Source organism: Arthrobacter sp. zg-Y20 (assembly GCF_030142075.1).
GTDB lineage: Bacteria > Actinomycetota > Actinomycetes > Actinomycetales > Micrococcaceae > Arthrobacter_B.
Genome location: NZ_CP126241.1, coordinates 171,698 through 189,639 on the forward strand (window position 1 = coordinate 171,698; position 17,942 = coordinate 189,639).

19 protein-coding genes are annotated in these 17,942 nt (G+C 65.4%); 12 read left to right on the forward strand and 7 right to left on the reverse strand.

Annotated elements, in window-relative coordinates:
* Nucleotides 1-804: an exodeoxyribonuclease III gene (locus QNO06_RS00880; RefSeq protein WP_227912475.1), complete on the reverse strand. Its 804-nt coding sequence runs from the start codon at nt 802-804 to the stop codon at nt 1-3.
* Between the two features lie 101 nt (nt 805-905).
* Nucleotides 906-1,727 carry an NAD(+) synthase gene (gene nadE, locus QNO06_RS00885; protein ID WP_227912474.1) on the reverse strand — a complete coding sequence of 274 codons (822 nt, stop codon included), beginning with the start codon at nt 1,725-1,727 and terminating at the stop codon, nt 906-908.
* Nucleotides 1,728-1,852: 125 nt separating this feature from the next.
* Between nadE and pyrE the strand changes: the two genes are divergently transcribed.
* Together pyrE and QNO06_RS00895 are read left to right on the forward strand one after the other, a co-directional pair.
* Nucleotides 1,853-2,422 carry an orotate phosphoribosyltransferase gene (gene pyrE, locus QNO06_RS00890; RefSeq protein WP_227912473.1) on the forward strand — a complete coding sequence of 190 codons (570 nt, stop codon included), beginning with the start codon at nt 1,853-1,855 and terminating at the stop codon, nt 2,420-2,422.
* Entirely contained in the window at nt 2,403-3,497 is a 1,095-nt protein-coding gene (locus QNO06_RS00895) for an alpha/beta fold hydrolase (RefSeq protein ID WP_227912472.1), read from the forward strand. Before pyrE ends, QNO06_RS00895 begins: the two co-directional genes overlap by 20 nt.
* 14 nt (nt 3,498-3,511) lie before the next feature.
* Here QNO06_RS00895 and QNO06_RS00900 read toward each other — a convergent pair whose 3' ends face one another.
* Nucleotides 3,512-4,264: an HAD-IIA family hydrolase gene (locus QNO06_RS00900; protein WP_227912923.1), complete on the reverse strand. Its 753-nt coding sequence runs from the start codon at nt 4,262-4,264 to the stop codon at nt 3,512-3,514.
* Between the two features lie 204 nt (nt 4,265-4,468).
* On the opposite strand from QNO06_RS00900, the gene QNO06_RS00905 reads away from it, so the two are divergent.
* From QNO06_RS00905 to QNO06_RS00940, 8 genes are all read left to right on the forward strand, one after another.
* Nucleotides 4,469-5,083, forward strand: coding sequence for a TrmH family RNA methyltransferase (locus QNO06_RS00905; RefSeq protein WP_227912921.1), 615 nt, complete (start codon nt 4,469-4,471; stop codon nt 5,081-5,083).
* 73 nt (nt 5,084-5,156) lie between these two features.
* A complete protein-coding gene (locus QNO06_RS00910; RefSeq protein WP_227912471.1) occupies nt 5,157-6,137 on the forward strand; it encodes a sensor histidine kinase in 981 nt (326 codons plus the stop codon).
* The gene (locus tag QNO06_RS00915) at nt 6,134-6,856 is read left to right on the forward strand and encodes a response regulator (protein WP_227912470.1); all 723 of its coding nucleotides are present in this window, start codon (nt 6,134-6,136) and stop codon (nt 6,854-6,856) included. Before QNO06_RS00910 ends, QNO06_RS00915 begins: the two co-directional genes overlap by 4 nt.
* Before the next feature lie 134 nt (nt 6,857-6,990).
* A complete protein-coding gene (locus QNO06_RS00920) occupies nt 6,991-8,049 on the forward strand; it encodes an ABC transporter substrate-binding protein (RefSeq protein WP_227912469.1) in 1,059 nt (352 codons plus the stop codon).
* 72 nt (nt 8,050-8,121) lie between these two features.
* The gene (locus QNO06_RS00925) at nt 8,122-9,864 is read left to right on the forward strand and encodes an ABC transporter permease (protein WP_227912468.1); all 1,743 of its coding nucleotides are present in this window, start codon (nt 8,122-8,124) and stop codon (nt 9,862-9,864) included.
* Between the two features lie 52 nt (nt 9,865-9,916).
* Nucleotides 9,917-11,086 (forward strand): ABC transporter ATP-binding protein, encoded by a 1,170-nt coding sequence (locus tag QNO06_RS00930; RefSeq protein WP_227912467.1) that lies wholly within the window; start codon nt 9,917-9,919, stop codon nt 11,084-11,086.
* Between the two features lie 133 nt (nt 11,087-11,219).
* Nucleotides 11,220-12,239: a class II fructose-bisphosphate aldolase gene (gene fbaA, locus QNO06_RS00935; protein ID WP_227912466.1), complete on the forward strand. Its 1,020-nt coding sequence runs from the start codon at nt 11,220-11,222 to the stop codon at nt 12,237-12,239.
* On the forward strand, nt 12,239-12,667 hold the full coding sequence (locus tag QNO06_RS00940; protein ID WP_227912465.1) for a DUF3151 domain-containing protein: 429 nt from the start codon (nt 12,239-12,241) through the stop codon (nt 12,665-12,667). Before fbaA ends, QNO06_RS00940 begins: the two co-directional genes overlap by 1 nt.
* A 70-nt stretch (nt 12,668-12,737) precedes the next feature.
* Here QNO06_RS00940 and QNO06_RS00945 read toward each other — a convergent pair whose 3' ends face one another.
* Complete coding sequence (locus QNO06_RS00945; protein ID WP_227912464.1) at nt 12,738-13,262, reverse strand: CGNR zinc finger domain-containing protein; 525 nt, start codon at nt 13,260-13,262, stop codon at nt 12,738-12,740.
* 285 nt (nt 13,263-13,547) lie between these two features.
* Between QNO06_RS00945 and QNO06_RS00950 the strand changes: the two genes are divergently transcribed.
* On the forward strand, nt 13,548-14,171 hold the full coding sequence (locus QNO06_RS00950) for a GyrI-like domain-containing protein (RefSeq protein WP_227912463.1): 624 nt from the start codon (nt 13,548-13,550) through the stop codon (nt 14,169-14,171).
* Between the two features lie 23 nt (nt 14,172-14,194).
* On the opposite strand, the gene QNO06_RS00955 is transcribed toward QNO06_RS00950, so the two are convergent.
* The 3 genes from QNO06_RS00955 to QNO06_RS00965 form a co-directional block, all read right to left on the reverse strand.
* Nucleotides 14,195-14,878 (reverse strand): class F sortase, encoded by a 684-nt coding sequence (locus QNO06_RS00955; RefSeq protein WP_227912462.1) that lies wholly within the window; start codon nt 14,876-14,878, stop codon nt 14,195-14,197.
* A gap of 81 nt (nt 14,879-14,959) precedes the next feature.
* Nucleotides 14,960-15,421, reverse strand: a complete 462-nt coding sequence (locus QNO06_RS00960) for an excalibur calcium-binding domain-containing protein (protein ID WP_227912461.1) — start codon at nt 15,419-15,421, stop codon at nt 14,960-14,962.
* Nucleotides 15,422-15,834: 413 nt separating this feature from the next.
* Entirely contained in the window at nt 15,835-16,428 is a 594-nt protein-coding gene (locus QNO06_RS00965) for a hypothetical protein (RefSeq protein ID WP_227912460.1), read from the reverse strand.
* A 218-nt stretch (nt 16,429-16,646) separates the two neighbouring features.
* On the opposite strand from QNO06_RS00965, the gene QNO06_RS00970 reads away from it, so the two are divergent.
* Nucleotides 16,647-17,936 (forward strand): adenylosuccinate synthase, encoded by a 1,290-nt coding sequence (locus QNO06_RS00970; protein ID WP_146359322.1) that lies wholly within the window; start codon nt 16,647-16,649, stop codon nt 17,934-17,936.
* Nucleotides 17,937-17,942 lie beyond the last annotated feature (6 nt).

Genomic DNA, 17,942 nt, shown 5'->3' on the forward strand with positions numbered 1-17,942 from the left:
CTAGTCCAGTTCCACAATCACGGGAGCGTGGTCCGAGGCGCCCTTGCCCTTGCGTTCCTCCCGGTCGATCACCGCGCCGGTGACCCGCTTCGCCAGGGCGGGGGAGCCCAGGACAAAGTCGATGCGCATGCCCTGCTTCTTGGGGAAACGCAGCTGGGTGTAGTCCCAGTAGGTGTAGACGCCGGGCCCGGGGTGGAAGGGACGGACCACATCGGTGAAGCCGGCGTCGAGGAAGTCCTTGAAGGCCTGCCGTTCGGGATCGGTGATGTGGGTGGCGTTCTGGGCGCGGAACCAGTCGATGTCCCACACGTCGTCGTCTTCCGGGGCGATGTTCCAGTCACCCATCAGGGCCAGTTCCAGGGACGGATCCTTGGTGATCCACTCGGCGGCATGGTTCTTGAGGGTCTTCAGCCATTCCAGCTTGTACGGCATGTGCGGATCCTCCACCGCCCGGCCGTTGGGAACGTACAGGCTCCACACGCGCACTCCGCCGCAGGTCGCACCGATGGCACGGGCTTCGGCCACGGTGGTCTCCGCGGTCTTGCCGAAGTGCGGCTGGTCGGGGAAGGTGCGTTCGACGTCGTCGAGGCCCACGCGGGAGGCAATGGCCACGCCGTTCCACTGGCTCAGGCCGAAGTGCGCCACTTCGTAGCCGTTCTTCTCGAACAGTTCCCAGGGGAAGTTCTCGTCCTTCGCCTTGGTCTCCTGAATGGCCAGGACATCGACGTCGGAGCGCTGCAGCCAGGCCTCGATGCGGTCGGCTCGGGCGCGGATGGAGTTTACGTTCCAGGTAGCAATCTTCACACTGCTACGTTACCCAATCCGGCCCGCTCCCACACTGCGCCGCGGGCCCGGCGGGGCCGGATGCGCGGCGCAGTGCGGTGCAGCACAGGCAGGGTCAGGTGTTACTTCCACCAGGTGTCGTGCACCGTGACCGGGATGGTGCGCTTGTGCCGGGTCATCACGAAGCGGGCCTCGATCTTTTCCGCCGCGTCGGCGGGGGTGTCCTCGCCCTCCAGATAGCCGTCAATGGTGTCGTAGCTCAGGCCCAGCTCCGTCTCGTCCGTCTGCCCGGGCTTGTCATCGAGCAGATCGGCGGTGGGGGCCTTGGCTACCAGCTTCTCCGGGGCTCCCAGCTCGGTCAGCAGTGCACGGTTCTGCCGCTTGTCCAGGCCGGAAAGGGGCAGCAGGTCCGCGCCGCCGTCGCCGAACTTGGTGAAGAAACCGGTAACGGATTCGGCGCCGTGGTCCGTGCCGATCACCAGCAGGTTGTGCTGGCCTGCCACGGCGTACTGCGCGGTCATGCGCACCCGGGCCTTGATGTTGCCCTTGTTGAAATCGGTGATCTTCTCGCCGGTCATCTTCACGTACTCGTCTTCGAAACCGTCCACTGCCGGGCCCACGTTGTAGACCAGGGACTGGTCGGGGGCAATGAATTCCAGCGCAGCCTGGGCGTCCGCTTCATCATGCTGGACCTTGTACGGCAGGCGCAGGGCAATGAACGTTGCCTCGGTACCTTCGGCCTTCAGCTCATCCACGGCCATCTGGGCCAGCTTGCCGGCGAGCGTGGAATCCACGCCGCCGCTGATGCCCAGAACGTAGCCCTTGGTGTGCGAGGCGTGCAGATATTCTTTGAGGAAGTCCACCCGGCGGCGGATTTCCGCGGCCGCATCAATAGTGGGCTGAACTCCCAATTCGGCAATGATTTCCTCTTGTAGTTTCCGCATGGACCTCAGCCTATATCCGTCACCGGCGCCCTGCCCGGGCAACGGCCGGCGCGAGTTGGTCCGCCGCGCCGTCGCAAAGATGCACAAACATCCGTGCGCGGCATGGCCATGGCTAGGATTAAGGCATGACATCGCCCGCCATTGCGCCCGCCCGTACCCGTCTGCTGGACCTGATCCAGGAGTTGGCGGTGGTCCGCGGCAAGGTGGTGCTGTCCTCCGGCGCAGAGGCCGATTACTACATAGACCTGCGCCGCGTCACGCTGCAGCACGAAGCATCCGCCCTGGTGGGCGAGGTGATGCTGGAACTGCTGGACAGCGCAGGAGTCGAGTTCACAAACGCCGGCGGCCTGACCATGGGCGCCGATCCGGTGGCCACCGCGCTGATGAACGCCGCCGCCCGCACCGGCCGCCCCGTGGACGCCTTTGTGGTGCGCAAGGCGCAGAAGTCCTACGGCATGGGCCGCCAGGTGGAAGGCCCCGACGTCGCCGGACGCAACGTGGTGGTCCTTGAGGACACCTCCACCACCGGCGGCTCGGCCCTGACCGCCGTCGAGGGTGTGCGGAAGGCCGGCGGCAACGTGGTGGCCGTAGCCGTGATTGTGGACCGGGATACCGGTGCCAAGGAACGCATCGAGGCCGAGGCCGGGGTGCCGTACCTGTTTGCGTTCGGCAAGGATGAACTCGGCCTCGAGTAGCCGCGGCAACCGGCGCGGCAGCGGCGACCCGGAACCGGAGAGCGTCCGGGACCCGGAAATGCTGCCCGCCCCTGGGACGCCCGGCGACCCGGGAGCATTCCTCCGCAAGGTCTCAGACCTGCACCGGATTTCCCGCCGCCGGTTCCTGGCCGGTTCCGCCGCCGGACTGCTGCTGGCCACGGACCTGGCCGTCACCTCGCGGATCCAGCGCTACCGCGAGGAACTGGAAATCCTGCGGGTGCCGGACAAAGAGGCGCAGCGGAGGTTTCCCCGGGCCATGTGGTTCCTTTTCCCGGGGTACAAAACCAGCTGGGAGGAAACCCGCTGGATCCTCGGCTCACTGCGCCCGGCGCTCACCACCCGCGGACAGCTGGCCGCGGTGGGCTACTCGAACCTGGGCCTGAGGGTGCAGGACATCCTCGACGCCGTCCACCGCTGCATCCTCGACCTGCGGCTGGAACGGATCTACTTCTACGGGCACAGCTTCGGCGGCATGGTGGCCGTGCAGGTGGCGGCCGGCCTGCGCGAGCGCGGCGTCGCCGTCGAACTGATCATCCTGGACTCCAGCCCGTCCGGGAAGAAGGACGTCCTGGACCGGGCCATGTTCGAGGGAGCGGTGTTCCTGTACGACGCCGGCTACCGGGTGCCGCTGGGACTGCGCGGCGGCTACGAACTGGGCGAGCGCCTGGTGCACAAAGACGAGCGGTCCTGGCGGACCATCGGCGAACAGACACTGGCCCAGCTCTCACCTCTGGCCCCTTCCAGCACCCTCATCCAGTCCCAGGCCTCGTTCATCTACCACTTCAGCGCCGCACGCTTCACGGCGGCGCTCGCCGGCACCAAGGCCGCGTTCATCGGGAATCCGCGGGATGAAACCGTGAATTACGCGTCGGCCCGGGCGGGCTGGACGGACGCCTTCGGTTCGAACCTGCTGCCCGGTTCCCCGGTGACCGAAGGGGCCCGCCCCGCACATGCCAGCCCGCAGTGGAACCCGGAGATCTACGAAGAGGTCCTGCTGCAGGTATTGCGGCTTTACGAGCCGGCCCCCTCCGGCGGTGTCCGGCCGGTGGAGTAACCGGGCCGGTCGGGTCAGATGGTGTTGATCAGGTCCGATACCGAGTTCATGATCTGCGTGGGCCGGAACGGGTACCGGTTGATGTCCTCGCGCTGCGTGATGCCGCTGAGCACCAGCACCGTGTGCAGGCCCGCTTCGATGCCGGCCACAATGTCGGTGTCCATCCGGTCGCCAATCATGGCGGTGGTCTCCGAGTGCGCGTCAATCTTGCGCATGGCGGAACGGAACATCATGGGGTTGGGTTTGCCCACAATGTACGGCTCCATCTTGGTGGCCGCGGTAATCAGCGCCGCGATGGCACCGGTGGCCGGCAGGACGCCTTCCTGCGAAGGGCCCGTGACGTCCGGGTTCGTGGCGATGAACCGGGCGCCGCCCAGGATCAGCCGGATGGCCTTGGTGATGGTGCCGAAGGAGTAGGTGCGGGTCTCGCCCAGCACCACATAGTCCGGGTTCGTGTCCGTGAGGATCATGCCCGCCTCGTGCAGCGCCGTCGTCAGCCCGGCCTCGCCCACCACAAAGCAGCGGCCCGGGGCGCCGGAGTTCTTGACCTGGTCCTTGAGGAACTCCGCTGTGGCCAGGGCGGAGGTCCACAGGTTCTCCTCCGGGACCTCCAGGCCCGAGGCGCGCAGCCGTGCGGCCAGGTCCCGGGGCGTGTAGATGGAGTTGTTGGTCAGCACCAGGAACCGCTTGCTCGTTGCTACCCAGCGCTCAATGAGCTCCGCCGCGCCCGGAATCGGATGGTTTTCGTGGACCAGGACACCGTCCATGTCCGTCAGCCAGCACTCAATGTTCTCGTTTTCGCCCACGGTCTCCCATTTCTCGCTTCATTGCCTAGGTGGCCCCGCCCACAACCGGCCCGTGACGGGCACGCTGCGGCGGGCACAGCCAGTCTTTCACCTTAGGCTGGAAGGGTGATAGACAGCAGCCCCCGGGAACCCCTTGATGACGCCACGGATGCAACCGCCGCCCCAATGCACCAGGTGGGTGTAGGCCCTTGGGAAGGGCCGCTGCCCGAAGGGGAGCACTGGGATCCGGAACTGCTGGCGAACGGCGATGCCCGCAACGTGGTGGACGAATACCGGTACTGGAAACATGACGCGATCGTGGCGGACCTGGACACCAAACGGCATCCCTTCCATGTGGCCATCGAAAACTGGCAGCACGACTTCAACATCGGCACCGTTGTCCGCACCGCCAACGCGTTTATGGCCAAGGAAGTGCACATCATCGGACGACGCCGGTGGAACCGCCGCGGCGCCATGGTCACCGACCGCTACCAGCACATCCGCAACCACCCCACGGTCGAGGACTTTGTCGCCTGGGCGCACGGCGAAGGCCTGCACATCATCGGGATCGACAATTTTCCCGATTCCGTGCCGCTGGAAACCTATGAGCTGCCGGAAAACTGCGTCCTGGTGTTCGGGCAGGAAGGCCCGGGCCTGAGCCCCGAGGTCCACGCCGCCGCAGACGCCACCCTGTCCATTGCCCAGTTCGGTTCCACCCGGTCCATCAACGCCGGCTCGGCCGCGGCCATCGCCATGCACAGCTGGATCCGCCGCCACGTTTTCGGCCAGAAGGCCGGCTAACCCGGGAGCGGGCGGGTAGGACGGTCGGGCACGCAAAAACCGGCCGCGGTTCGGGTGCGACTAGGATCACAGGGTGGACTGGCTATGGTATTTCGTCGCTCTGGTTCCGCTGGCCGGATTGGTTCCGCTGGTGCGGGCAAAACTGCCCCGAGCCTCCGTCGTCGGAGTGGCCATACTCCTGGTCCTGACAGCGGCCGCCACAGCAGCCCTGGGCCCCTCCGGCCTCCTCGCAGAGGAGGCCGGAGTGCTGGAAGCCATCCTGGTGCTGGCGCTGTTCGTCATTTACCTCCTGCTGCGGGCCTGGGCCTCGGACCGGGCCGAAGTGCAGCGGCTGCGCAGCATTGCCCGCCGCAATGCCGATCAGATTTCCGTGGTCAGCCACGAGATCCGGACTCCGCTGGCGCTGATGAAGGGCGCTTCGGACCTGCTTGCCGAAGGATCACCGGGGCCGCTCACAGCCAGTCAGACGCGGTTCGTAGAGACCATTAGTTCCAACTGCCACTCCGTGATCGCACTGGCGGAGGACCTCCTGGCCCAGGCACGGATGGACGCTGGAATGTTCACGCTTCACCCCCAGCGGGTCAACCTCCGTACGCTCAGTGCTTCCGTGATCGCCGAACTCCGGCACCTGCACGGGCTGCCGCTCGCACTGGATTGTCCCGGAGCTCCGCCGCGCGTCTGGGCCGATCCGCAGTTGCTGCGCCAGGCCCTGACCAACCTCATCAACAATGCTGTGGGGCATGCCTACAACGCCAAGCTCATCACGGTGAGGGTGGTCAACGCAGACGCACAGATCCTCATTTCGGTCTCGGATGACGGCGACGGGATTCCTGACGAGGAAAGACAGCAGCTTTTTGAACGGTTCCAAAGCGGCCGTCCGCTGCGCGACGGAACGGGGCTTGGGCTGGTGATCACGCGGGCGATCGTGCAAATGCACGGAGGCGACATCTTTGTGGACAGCACACCCAAACGCGGGACAACCATGCTGTTGAGCCTTCCGCGGGAAACGCCCCAACCGGCCGTCACAGCCGGCAGGAACGGAGCACTGCAATGACCGCCCAGCCCCTTGCCCTAGTGGTCGACGACGAACCGCAGATGATCGACATCGTCAGCTTCGCACTGGAAACACAGGGATTCGAAACCGTAACGGCCCGCGATGCGGAGAAGGCCTGGCAGATGTTCAAGGTCCGGGACCTGGACCTGCTGGTTTTGGACGTTATGCTGCCGCAGGCATCGGGGCTGAGCCTGTGCCGCCGTATCCGGGAGGTCAGCAGCGTTCCCATTCTCCTTCTCACCGCACGCGGGGAGACCAAAGACCGTGTGGAAGGACTGGAAGCCGGAGCGGATGACTATGTCACCAAGCCGTTCCATCCCCGCGAACTCGCGCTCCGCGCCGAGGCGATCGTCCGGCGTACCCGAAGCCAACCTGCACCGGGGACCCTGGTGTACGGGCCGCTGCAGATTGCCGGCTCTTCGGCCAGCTTGAACGGGCGGATCCTCAACCTGACACCAACGGAATTCCGTCTCCTGGCCAGGCTGGCCTCGGAACAGGGGAAACCGGTGAGCTTCCGCCACCTCCTGCTGGCCGGCTGGCAAATGGAGGAGGGCCCCGGGGCCAAGGAGATGCTGAAGACGGCGGTTTACCGGCTGCGGCTCCAACTGGCCGAACACGGTTATCAGAAAGCGGTCGGGGCGGTGCGGGGCGCCGGGTATCAGTTGACCTTCACGGCACCGGTGCCGGCGGGGCCGGGCACGAAGGCGCCGTCGCTGTAAAAGTCACGGCACTGTGACCAACTGTGACCGAACCGGGCACCGGCTGGGTGCGTTCCCTCCATAGATTGGGGCTTGGCCGGTGCTACCCGGCCGCGTAGTCAGGGGCAGAGTCGCCCCTCAACGAAAGGGACGCCATGAAGCGCAAAGCCGCGCTCACATTCGCTATGGGGACCGCTGCGCTGCTCGCCTTGAGCGGCTGTGTAGTGAACGACGCCGAACCCGCCTCCGAAGGTGAGGAGCTCGGGGGAAGCCTGACCGTGGCCTGCGGGGCCATGGAGGACTGGTGCCAGGCCATGACGGCGGCCTTCCAGGAGAAAACCGGAGTGGAAACCAGTTTTGTCCGGCTCTCCTCGGGAGAAACCGTTGCCCGTCTGGAGTCAGCCAAGGACTCCCCGGAGTTTGACGTGTGGCACGGTGGACCGGCGGACGGGTACGGCATGGCCCGGGATGCCGGCCTGCTTGAGCAGTACAGTTCACCCAACGCAGATGCCATCCCGGAAAAATACAAGGACGCCGACGGGTACTGGACGGGTGTCTACGTAGGCGCCCTCGGGTTCTGCTCCAACCAGTCAGTCCTGGACAAGCTGGGCGTGGACGCCCCGGAATCCTGGCGGGACCTGCTGGATCCGAAGTTGAAGGGACAGGTCTCCACCGCGCATCCCTCCACTTCCGGAACGGCCTTCACGGCACTGTGGACCCAGGTCACGCTGAACGGCGGAGATGAAGACAAGGCCATGGAGTACATGCGCGGCCTGCACAACAACATCCTGCAGTACTCAAAGAGCGGCACCGCACCCGGCCAGACGGCAGGGCGCGGAGAAGTTGCCGTAGGCCTGGTGTTCTCGCATGACTGCGTGAAGTACCAGGAGGCCGGAATGACGGATCTGGTGGTGTCCTTCCCCGAAGAAGGCACCGGTTATGAAATCGGCGGGGTGGGCGTGGTCAAGGGGAGCAAGAATCCCGCTGCTGCGAAGGCATATGTGGACTGGACCCTGACCCCCGAGGCGCAGAACCTCGGCGTCACTGTCGGTTCCTACCAGATCCCCACCAATCCGGACTCAACGAGGGATGAGCGCATGGTCAACCTCGACGAGGTGAAGCTGGTCGATTACGACTTCGATGCCGCTTCGAAGGCCAAGAAGGAGTTGACGCAGCGCTTCGACGCCGAGATCGCTGCCCAACCGCGAGAGTAGCCGCCTCCTGCCATGCCTTTTATCCACTAGGTGCACGGCCGGGACCCCGGCCGTGCACAGTAGGAGATTTTCGTGAGTCTAGAAACCTTGCAGCCGGTTGCTGTTCCCGTCCCCGCACCGGGCCGGAGCAGCAGGATCAGGGCGGCCGGCGCCCGCCTGGATCCGCTCACCAAGGTGGTCATCGCCTTGGTGGTGCTCATCCTCGCCGTGCTGATCGCCTATCCGCTGGTCCGGATCCTGGCCCAGGCCTTCAGCTCGGACGGCCGTGAAACCCTCGGCCGGATTTTCACTTCAAGCACCAACCGGACCATCCTGCTCAATACCGTGGTGCTGGGCCTGCTGGTGGGGACAGTTGGCACGGTCATCGGCTTCGCTTTCGCGTACGCCCAGGCGCGGCTGAAGTTCAAGGGCAAGAAACTCCTCCACCTGATTGCCCTGCTGCCCATTGTTTCCCCGCCGTTCGCCGTGGCAACTGCCGTCATCACCCTTTTTGGGCGCGGCGGGCTGGTCACCAACAAGCTCCTCGGCCTGGAATACAACATCTACGGGCTGACGGGACTCACCCTGGTGCTGTCGCTGTCCTTCTTCCCGGTGGCATACATGAACCTGCTGGGAATGCTCCGCAGCCTGGATCCTTCGCTGGACGAGGCCGCGGCGAACCTGGGCGCGAGCAAATGGAAAATCTTCCGCAGCGTGACCATCCCGATGCTCGTCCCGGGCTTCGCCAGCTGCTTCCTGCTGCTGTTTGTCGAGGCCATTGCCGACCTCGCCAACCCGTTGGTGATCGGCGGCGACTTCACCGTCCTTTCCTCGCGCGCCTACATCGCGATCACGGGGGAATACGACGTCGCCGCCGGGGCAGCCTATTCGCTCGTCCTGCTGTTGCCCGGCCTCCTGGTGTTCCTGGTGCAGCGGTACTGGGCCGAACGTAAGAGCGTGGTTTCGGTCTCCGGCAAACCGTCGGGCAACATCCTGATGATCACTTCTGCGGCCGGCCGGGTCCCGCTGCTGGCCTTCGTGGGACTCGTCGCAGCCCTGATCGTGGGCATTTACCTCACCGTCTTCGTGGGTGCCTTCACCAAGATCCTGGGCATCAACAACAGCGTCACCCTGGCCAACTACCGTTATGTCCTTTCGGGCATAGGCTCGGATGCCATGTTTACCACCACCATCCTGGCGCTCATCGCCACCCCCGTGGCCGGCGTCCTGGGCATGGTGATGGCCTGGTTGATTGTCCGTAAGGTCAATCGTGGGAGGGGCGTCCTGGACTTCATCGGCATGCTCGGCTTGGCCGTGCCCGGCACTGTCCTGGGCATCGGGTACGCCGTCGCCTTCAACAAGCCCTTCATCATCGGGAACCTGCAGTTCCTGCCGGCGCTGGCTGGAGGCGCGGGAATGTTCGGCGGTGCGCTCGCGATTGTGATGGTCTACGTGATCCGCTCCATGCCCTCGGGCCAGCGCTCCGGCGTCGCCGCCCTGCAGCAGATTGATCCTGCCATCGACGAAGCGTCCACTTCCCTGGGTGCCTCGTCCCTGACGACGTTCCGCACCATAACCCTGCCCTTGATCCGGCCTGCCCTGCTCTCCGGCCTCACCTATGCGTTCGCCCGGGCCATGACCACGCTGTCGCCGATCATTTTCATCACCACGCCCAAAACCAAGATCATGACCTCCCAGATCCTCTCGGAGGTAGACGCGGGCCGCTTTGGCAACGCCTTCGCCTACTGCACCATCCTGATTGCGATTGTCCTGACGGTCATCGGCCTGATGAACCTCCTGATCCGCGAACCCAGGGTCAAAACCCGCTCCCGCTGACCATCAGCACCCCGCCAAAATTCCACCCTGACTACCTGAACCTGAGGACAGCATGGCACGCACAACACTTGATGACCGGCCCACCGCACGCACCGGACCGGCGGAAACGGGCGAGCTTCGCCTACACAACCTGGTCAAGACCTTCGCCGGCCCGGATGCCGCCCCCGCTGTAGACGGCATTGACCTGGTGATCCGCCCTGGAGAGTTCATCACCCTCCTCGGCCCGTCGGGCTGCGGCAAAACCACAACGCTGCGGATGATCGCCGGTTTCGAGCAGCCCACCACCGGGCAGCTGACCCTCGACGGCGAGGACATGGTCAACCTGACTCCGGATAAGCGGCCCATGTCGATGGTCTTCCAGTCCTACGCGCTCTTTCCCCACATGAGCGTTTTCGACAACGTCGCCTACGGGCTGCGGTTGAAGAAAACACCGGCCAAAACCCTTGAGCAAGAGGTCAACTTCGCCCTCGCCTCCATGAGCCTCTCCCCGTACGCGGATCGTGCTCCGAACCAGCTTTCCGGCGGTCAGCAGCAGCGTGTGGCCCTGGCACGGGCCATGGTGATGAAGCCCAAGGTGCTGCTCTTCGACGAACCGCTGTCCAACCTCGATGCCAAGCTGCGCGTCCAGATGCGCACTGAGATCCGCAGCCTCCAGCACAAGCTCGGCATCACGAGCGTCTACGTGACGCATGACCAGGATGAAGCCATGACGCTCTCGGACCGGATCGTCGTAATGCGGCAGGGGCGGATCGAACAGGTTGCCGCTCCCACCGAGGTGTACCGGCGCCCCGCCTCGGTGTTTGTTGCCGACTTCATCGGTCGGGCCAATTTCATCGATATCCAGGAACATGTTGTATCAGGGACCGCCGGGGACAAGATGGCGAAGGTGACGGTCCTGGGCAGCGAGTACTTGGTGCCCGCGCACGATGCCGTCACCGACAACTCCGCCGCAACCCTGCTGGTCCGGCCTGAATCGGTGGCGGTGACCAAGATCGAGCCGGCGGCTTCCGACGTCGAGCGGCAGGTATCCGGGCGGGTCGGTCGGGTGCTGAACTCTGTTTTTTACGGTTCCTGGATTGAGTATGACGTGGAGAGCGAGGCCGGAAACGTCACCTCCGTGGTCAGTGATCCTGCCCCTGAGGACCTGATGGAAGCCGGAACCTACGTGCATGTGGACATCAACCCGGACCGTTCCTGGCTGATGCTGCCAGAGCAGGGGTAGGCCCCGGACCTGCCGCCCCTCAACCGGCCGCGGTTATCCGCCGGGCGCACCTGATGCCGCGCGGGTACTTGTGGCTAGGATGTAGGAAGCCAGAGAGGGCGCCAGGCCCTGCCGCACGACACTTGGAGTCAGCATGCCTATTGCAACCCCGGAGATTTACGCCGAGATGATCGACCGTGCCAAGGCAGGAGGCTTCGCCTACCCGGCAGTCAACGTCACCTCCTCGCAGACCCTGAACGCAGCCCTGGCCGGGTTCGCCGAGGCCGGCTCGGACGGCATTGTCCAGGTCTCCACCGGCGGCTCGGCCTACTGGTCCGGCGCCACCGTGAAGAACATGGTTGCCGGTTCCCTCGCGTTTGCGGCGTACGCCAAGGAAGTAGCCAAGAGCTACAACGTGAACGTTGCACTGCACACCGACCACTGCCCCAAGGACAAGCTCGAAGATTTCGTCCTGCCGCTGCTGGCCGCGTCCGAAGCTGCGGTGAAGCGCGGCGAGGACCCCATCTTCAACTCGCACATGTGGGATGGTTCCGCCGAAACCCTGGACGACAACCTGCGCATTGGGCAGGAACTGCTGGCGCGCACCGCTGCCGCGAAGATCATCCTCGAAGTGGAAATCGGCACTGTGGGCGGTGAAGAGGACGGCGTGGAAAACGCCATCAACGAAAAGCTCTACACCACCGTGGCGGACGGCATGGCCACCATCGAAGCCCTCGGCGACGGCAGCAAGGGCCGCTACCTCACGGCCCTGACCTTCGGCAATGTGCACGGCGTGTACAAGCCCGGCGGCGTGAAGCTGCGCCCGGAGATCCTCAAGGAGATCCAGGACGCAGTCGGCGAATCCCTCGGCAAGGACCGGCCCTTTGACCTGGTCTTCCACGGCGGCTCCGGCTCCTCCGCCCAGGAGATCGCCGACGCCGTCTCCTACGGCGTCGTGAAGATGAACATCGACACCGACACCCAGTACGCGTACACCCGCCCGGTGGCCGACCACATGCTGCGGAACTACGACGGCGTGCTGAAGGTGGACGGCGAAGTGGGCAACAAGAAGCAGTACGACCCGCGTGTTTGGGGTGCCTCCGCCGAAAAGGGCATGGCCGCCCGCGTGGTCGAAGCCGCGCAGAACCTCGGATCGGCAGGCAAGGCGCTCTAATGTCAGACGAATTCCGCAAGAACCTGCTCGGCCCCGACGCCACGTACCTGCCTGAGGAGACCGACGTCGTCGCCCGCCTGGAAGCAGGCGACGAACCGGTGGACCTTGCCGCCAAGTACCCCACCTCCTCCCAGGTGTGGGCTGCACTCGCCGACGAGGCGTTCGAGGAGGGCCGGAACGTCGAGTCCTACGCCTACGCCCGGGTGGGTTACCACCGCGGACTGGACTCCCTGCGCCGTGCCGGCTGGCGCGGCATCGGCCCCATCCCGTGGTCGCACGTCCCCAACCGCGGTTTCCTGCGCTCGCTGTACGCCCTCGGCCGCGCCGCAGCAGCCATCGGCGAGACCGAGGAAGTGGACCGGATCCGCAAGTTCCTCGACGATTCCGATCCGCAGGCCAAGGCAGCCATTGAAGGCCAGGCCCTCTAGCCGTTCCTGCTGGAAAACCGGCGGTCCCTGAGGCAGGGGCCGCCGGTTTTTTGTGCCCGCCTGCCCATCCCTATCCGGCTTGGGGGCGGGAACGGTGCCGGCGGACAGCCGCCCGGTTGGCACAGCGGACCGAGCAATACCGCTGCCGGCCGTTGCGGGTGACGTCCACAACCACCGCTCGGCACGGCTCCGCGGCGCACCGTCCGAGCCGGTGCATGCCGCGGGTGACCAGATGCAGGGAAGTTCCGACGCTGATGATGGCCCGCAGTACCGACGGCAGGGATTCGTCATTGTCGCGGTAGTGCAGGTGCCAGCCTTCGCCGTCGTGGTTCGTAAGCCGAGGGTAGGCCGCGGCGTCGGCCATCTGAGCGTTCAGCAGTGCCGCCCGCTGCCCCGGAGCAGGTGTGTCCACCACTGCCAGCCACTCGTCAATGAAGGTGCGGGTGCGCGCAAGATCGTCCGGGCGGGCGGGGAAGGTCATGGTCATGCCGGCCTCCAACGTCCGCTCCACCAGGGCGTCCCGGTTGCCCGGCCAGTTGTTCGCCAGCGACGCGGCCAGCAGCACGGCGTACTCGCCGTAAGGGTTGAGATGCATAAGGCCATTACAGCATTGTTGAGTCCATGCATATCAGTCCGGTCTCGAACCACGATCTCCAAGTAGTTGGTGTCAGCCACGAACATTCCTGGATAACGGAATCCCGCCACCAGGTATCCGCCGGCGTCCTCCTCTATGTCCGGTGTACGCAGTGCCGGGTACGGCGGGTGGATCTGCAGGCCCCGGCACAGGTTGTTCCCGCGGGCATCAGCCGGGTAGTAGGGGTGTAGTGCACCGCCGGGGACGGTGCGTAGGCTGGACCCGACGCGAAAGGCCGGTGCGGGCATGGATAAGTTCGACTTCCGGAAGTCCTACCCGGAGCTGTACTCACCCGGCCGGCGGGACTTCACCCTGGTGCAGGTTCCGCACCTGCAGTACCTGGCCGTGGATGGACACGGGAACCCGAACACCTCGCCCGAATACGCCCAGGCCCTGGATTGCCTCTATCCCGTCGCGTACGCAGTGAAGTTCCGGTCCAAGAACGAGCTGGAGCAGGACTTCACGGTGCCGCCGCTCGAAGCGCTATGGCGGGCGGCGGACATGAGCGCGTTCACTGCCGGGGACAAGGATTCGTGGGACTGGACCGCATTGATTGCCCAGCCGGAATGGATCACCGCCGGGATGGTGGAACAGGCGGTGGCCGCGGTGGCCGCGAAAAAGGATCCGCCCGGCATCGACCGGGTGCGGCTGCTGCCCCTCGATGAAGGGCTGTCCGCGCAGATCCTTTTTGTAGGCCCCTACGACGACGAGGCGCCGGTCCTGGCGCGGCTGCACGATGCCTGGATGCCGGAACATGATCTGGCGTTCAACGGCGATCACCACGAGGTTTACCTGAACGATCCCCGGCGCACCGCCCCGGCGAAACTGCGGACGGTGCTGCGCCAGCCGGTCCGGCCGGATTCGGGGTAATCCGCCCGGTCACCGTCCTAGGGTTACTGCACGTCTACCGGTGCCAGCACGGCGTAGACCACGTAATTGTCGTCAAACTTTCCGGTTTCCGGATCGTAACCGTCGCAGGTGATCAGGCGCAGTTCAGGGCCTGCCGTGTTTCCGTAGACCTTCAGCGTTGGGAAATTGTCCTTCGCGTATTGCTCCGCTGCCTGCACCGTGAATACAGCCGTGCTGCCGTCTTCGCGGGCAACTTCGATCCGGTCCCCGGCGGCCAGCCGGCGCAGGTCCGCGAATATTCCGGGTCCGCCGCCCTCGGCGTTGACATGGCCCAGCAACACGGCAGGGCCGAGCTCACCCGGGGTGGGGGAGTGTTCGTACCATCCTGCGGGCGACCCGGGCTCTCCCGGCGGCACTTCCAGCGCGCCCTGGGCATCGAGGCCAAGGCGGATCACTTTCGACTGCGCGCCGATCGAGGGGATAGTCAGCGACACCGGCGTGGACTCAGGCAGCGGGGGTGCGGCGGGTTCGGCGGACGTCATGGGGGCCGCGGGCAGCGACGACACCTGTGCCGTGGCCGCCGGCGACGGAGCCAGCAGGGGAACCCCACCCTTAGGGTCCGAGTTCGCGGCGCATCCCCCGGCGAGGACCATTGCCGGAAGCAGGACGGCAGCCGCCGCAGTTGCCCGCAGGCCCCTGCGGCGGCCGCCCCTAACGGTGCTGGTCATGTCTGTCCGTCCCCAGTGCCGGATGCATGTGCCATGGGATGTCCTGTCGGTTTTCGGAGAGTCCGGTGTAAACGGTGGGTCTTAGTCAGCTGTACGACGGCGGCGCACCACGTAGGTTCCGCCGGCGGCCGCAGCCAGGACCAGGCCACCGCTCAGGGCAAGGATTCCGGCATTGGATTCCTCGGGCTCCTGGGTGATGCCGGTGTTGGCCCCGCCTGCCGGCATCTGGCCGACCTGCGCATCCATCCAAGTGCCGTCCGCATCCAAATGTCCCTGTTTCATGGGTACCTGGGCCATCGGCTTGGTGGAATCCTCGCAGCCGATGCCGTCCCCGTCATTGTCCAAATGCGGACCATAGCGGGGGTGGTCGGCCGGGATGTTGTAGACGCCCTCCGCGGCTGCCTCGTCACAGTTGACATAGGGGGCTGTGGGCGGCGGCCGGTGATCGCCGCCGCCGGGGCCGTCTGCCAGCGCCGGTCCGGCGGTGAGGAGCCCGAACCCGGTGATGGCCGTAAAAGTGAGGCCTGCTGTCGTCTTTTTCATGCGATTCCCTGCTTTCTGAGTAAAGGAGGGCATCCAGGAGAGGATGACCCTGAAAGCGTAGGTACTCGCGTAATCGGCGCGCTTCCCCGCAGGCAGATATTGGTCCGCAGAGCCGCCAATTAGTTCGCACGGGCAAAAGTTGTCCTCCGGCAACAACCCAGGACGGGTGGGTGGGGTTGTCTGGGGCCGTCAGGCAGGTTAAAAGCTCCGGGATGGGAAAAATCGACCGGTTTGGGAAATCCCTGCGCTGCGCAGTGGCAGGAAATGCCCAAATTGGAGGGGATTTCCCAAACTGCAGGGAATCCGCCGCCACGGTCCGTCAAGTGCCCGCCCAGGCTGTCCATAGTGCAGTTAATGCTGCCCAGGGTGGGGCCACACGGCATTAGGTGCACTATGAACGCCGGGTGGTGGTCTCAGGGCAGGATCGTGGTGGTGACGGCGACCATCTGTGGTGTGGCCGGAACGGAGCTGAAACCGAACTTCACGGGCGGATCGATCCGGCGCAGCTGCCCCAGATCAGCACCGTCCCAGGCAGCCGTCGCTGCAACGAGGGAGCGGATGGACCGGACGCCGTAGAACTCCCGCCGCCCGCCGCCGGCGGAACCGGCGGTCTGCACGCCGGGAACAATCAATCCGGCCACGGGGTTGACGGCACGCAGCCACCATGGCGCAACGGCCAGCGGAGCCGGCACATGTTCGAGCAGCCGGCCCAGAACCGTCACCGGACCCAATTCCACCTCCAGCCGCAGCGGACCGGCGGCCACCCGCAGTGCGCTCGCGGACAGCACCGCGTCCACCGGTGCCACCACGGTCCGGTCAAACCGGTACGTCCCGCCCACATACTCCGCCACCGTGTCTGAGGGGGCGAGCAGTGTCCGGACGCCGTCGTCGTGCTCCGCCATAACGTCCGTGAAGGCACCAAAGGGTGAGTCGAGCCAATGCCCCACCACCAGCCGCACACCGGAGGAGGTTCCCAGCCCGGCAATGTACCCGCGGAATCGGTCCATGACGCTACGGTACCTGCGCCCCCGTACCGGATACTGCCCCTGATGTCGTAATTCCGGGGCGGGCAAAGCGTGATCGGCTAAACTTGGCAGGTAAGAGCCCCGCGACTTGCGCGTAGCCAGGCCACCACGGCTTGACCGGCGAGTTCAGGGGCGTTCTCATGCACGGTAGCGGATCTGCACCTAGCAGGTCTGCCCCGTAACTAATGGGGGAGGATCCCATGCCAGCTATAGTCATCGTCGGCGCCCAGTGGGGCGACGAAGGTAAAGGTAAGGCCACCGATCTGCTCGGCGGGCGCGTCGACTACGTCGTCAAGCCCAACGGCGGAAACAATGCCGGCCACACCGTCGTCGTCGGCGGTGAAAAATACGAACTCAAGCTGCTGCCTGCAGGCATCCTCAGCCCCAACGCCATTCCCGTGATCGGCAACGGCTGCGTGGTGAACCTTGAGGCGCTCTTCGCCGAGATCGACGGCCTTGAGTCCCGCGGCGCAGACACATCCAAGCTGCGGATCTCCGCCAACGCGCACCTGGTGGCCCCGTTCCACCAGGTGATGGACAAGGTCACCGAACGCTTCCTGGGCAAGCGGGCCATCGGCACCACCGGCCGCGGCATCGGGCCGGCGTACATGGACAAGGTCGCCCGGCTGGGCATCCGCGTGCAGGACATCTTCGATGAATCCATCCTGCGCCAGAAGGTCGAAGGCTCCCTGAAGCAGAAGAACCAGCTGCTGCTGAAGGTCTACAACCGCCGCGACGTCGACGCCGAAGAGATGGTCCAGTACTTCCTCTCCTACGCGGACCGGCTGCGCCCCATGGTCATCGACTCCACCTATGAGCTGAACACTGCCCTGGATGAGGGCAAGGTAATCCTCATGGAGGGCGGCCAGGCCACCTTCCTGGACGTTGACCACGGCACCTACCCGTTTGTCACTTCCTCCAACCCCACCGCCGGCGGCGCGTCCGTGGGCTCGGGCATCGGCCCCACCCGCATCAACCGGGCCGTGGGCATCATCAAGGCGTACACCACCCGCGTGGGCGCCGGACCGTTCCCCACGGAACTGTTCGACGACATGGGCCTGTACCTGCAGAAGACCGGCGGCGAATTCGGTGTGAACACCGGCCGGCCCCGCCGCTGCGGCTGGTACGACGCCGTCCTGGCCCGCCACGCGTCCCGCGTCAACGGGTTCACGGACTACTTCGTGACGAAGCTCGATGTCCTCACCGGCATCGAGAAGATCCCCGTATGCGTGGCCTACGACGTCGACGGCGTGCGCTTTGACGAGATGCCGATGACGCAGACCGACTTCCACCACGCGAAGCCGATCTTCGAGTACTTCGACGGTTGGACCGAGGACATCACCGGGGCCAAGACCCTGGAGGACCTGCCCGAAAATGCCCGGAACTACGTGCTGGCGCTGGAAAAGATGTCCGGCACCCGGTTCTCCGCTATCGGCGTGGGCCCGGACCGGGACCAGACCATTGTGGTGCGGGACCTGATCAACGAGTAGGTCCCT

Coding starts and splice junctions, on each gene's coding strand:
- QNO06_RS00960 (WP_227912461.1), bottom strand. CDS start 15,421: ATGAAAAAGACGACAGCAGGCCTCACTTTTACGGCCATCACCGGGTTC.
- QNO06_RS00940 (WP_227912465.1), top strand. CDS start 12,239: ATGTCAGACGAATTCCGCAAGAACCTGCTCGGCCCCGACGCCACGTAC.
- QNO06_RS00950 (WP_227912463.1), top strand. CDS start 13,548: ATGGATAAGTTCGACTTCCGGAAGTCCTACCCGGAGCTGTACTCACCC.
- QNO06_RS00905 (WP_227912921.1), top strand. CDS start 4,469: ATGCACCAGGTGGGTGTAGGCCCTTGGGAAGGGCCGCTGCCCGAAGGG.
- QNO06_RS00895 (WP_227912472.1), top strand. CDS start 2,403: ATGAACTCGGCCTCGAGTAGCCGCGGCAACCGGCGCGGCAGCGGCGAC.
- QNO06_RS00920 (WP_227912469.1), top strand. CDS start 6,991: ATGAAGCGCAAAGCCGCGCTCACATTCGCTATGGGGACCGCTGCGCTG.
- QNO06_RS00900 (WP_227912923.1), bottom strand. CDS start 4,264: ATGGACGGTGTCCTGGTCCACGAAAACCATCCGATTCCGGGCGCGGCG.
- nadE (WP_227912474.1), bottom strand. CDS start 1,727: ATGCGGAAACTACAAGAGGAAATCATTGCCGAATTGGGAGTTCAGCCC.
- QNO06_RS00945 (WP_227912464.1), bottom strand. CDS start 13,262: ATGCATCTCAACCCTTACGGCGAGTACGCCGTGCTGCTGGCCGCGTCG.
- fbaA (WP_227912466.1), top strand. CDS start 11,220: ATGCCTATTGCAACCCCGGAGATTTACGCCGAGATGATCGACCGTGCC.
- QNO06_RS00965 (WP_227912460.1), bottom strand. CDS start 16,428: ATGGACCGATTCCGCGGGTACATTGCCGGGCTGGGAACCTCCTCCGGT.
- QNO06_RS00915 (WP_227912470.1), top strand. CDS start 6,134: ATGACCGCCCAGCCCCTTGCCCTAGTGGTCGACGACGAACCGCAGATG.
- pyrE (WP_227912473.1), top strand. CDS start 1,853: ATGACATCGCCCGCCATTGCGCCCGCCCGTACCCGTCTGCTGGACCTG.
- QNO06_RS00930 (WP_227912467.1), top strand. CDS start 9,917: ATGGCACGCACAACACTTGATGACCGGCCCACCGCACGCACCGGACCG.
- QNO06_RS00970 (WP_146359322.1), top strand. CDS start 16,647: ATGCCAGCTATAGTCATCGTCGGCGCCCAGTGGGGCGACGAAGGTAAA.
- QNO06_RS00955 (WP_227912462.1), bottom strand. CDS start 14,878: ATGACCAGCACCGTTAGGGGCGGCCGCCGCAGGGGCCTGCGGGCAACT.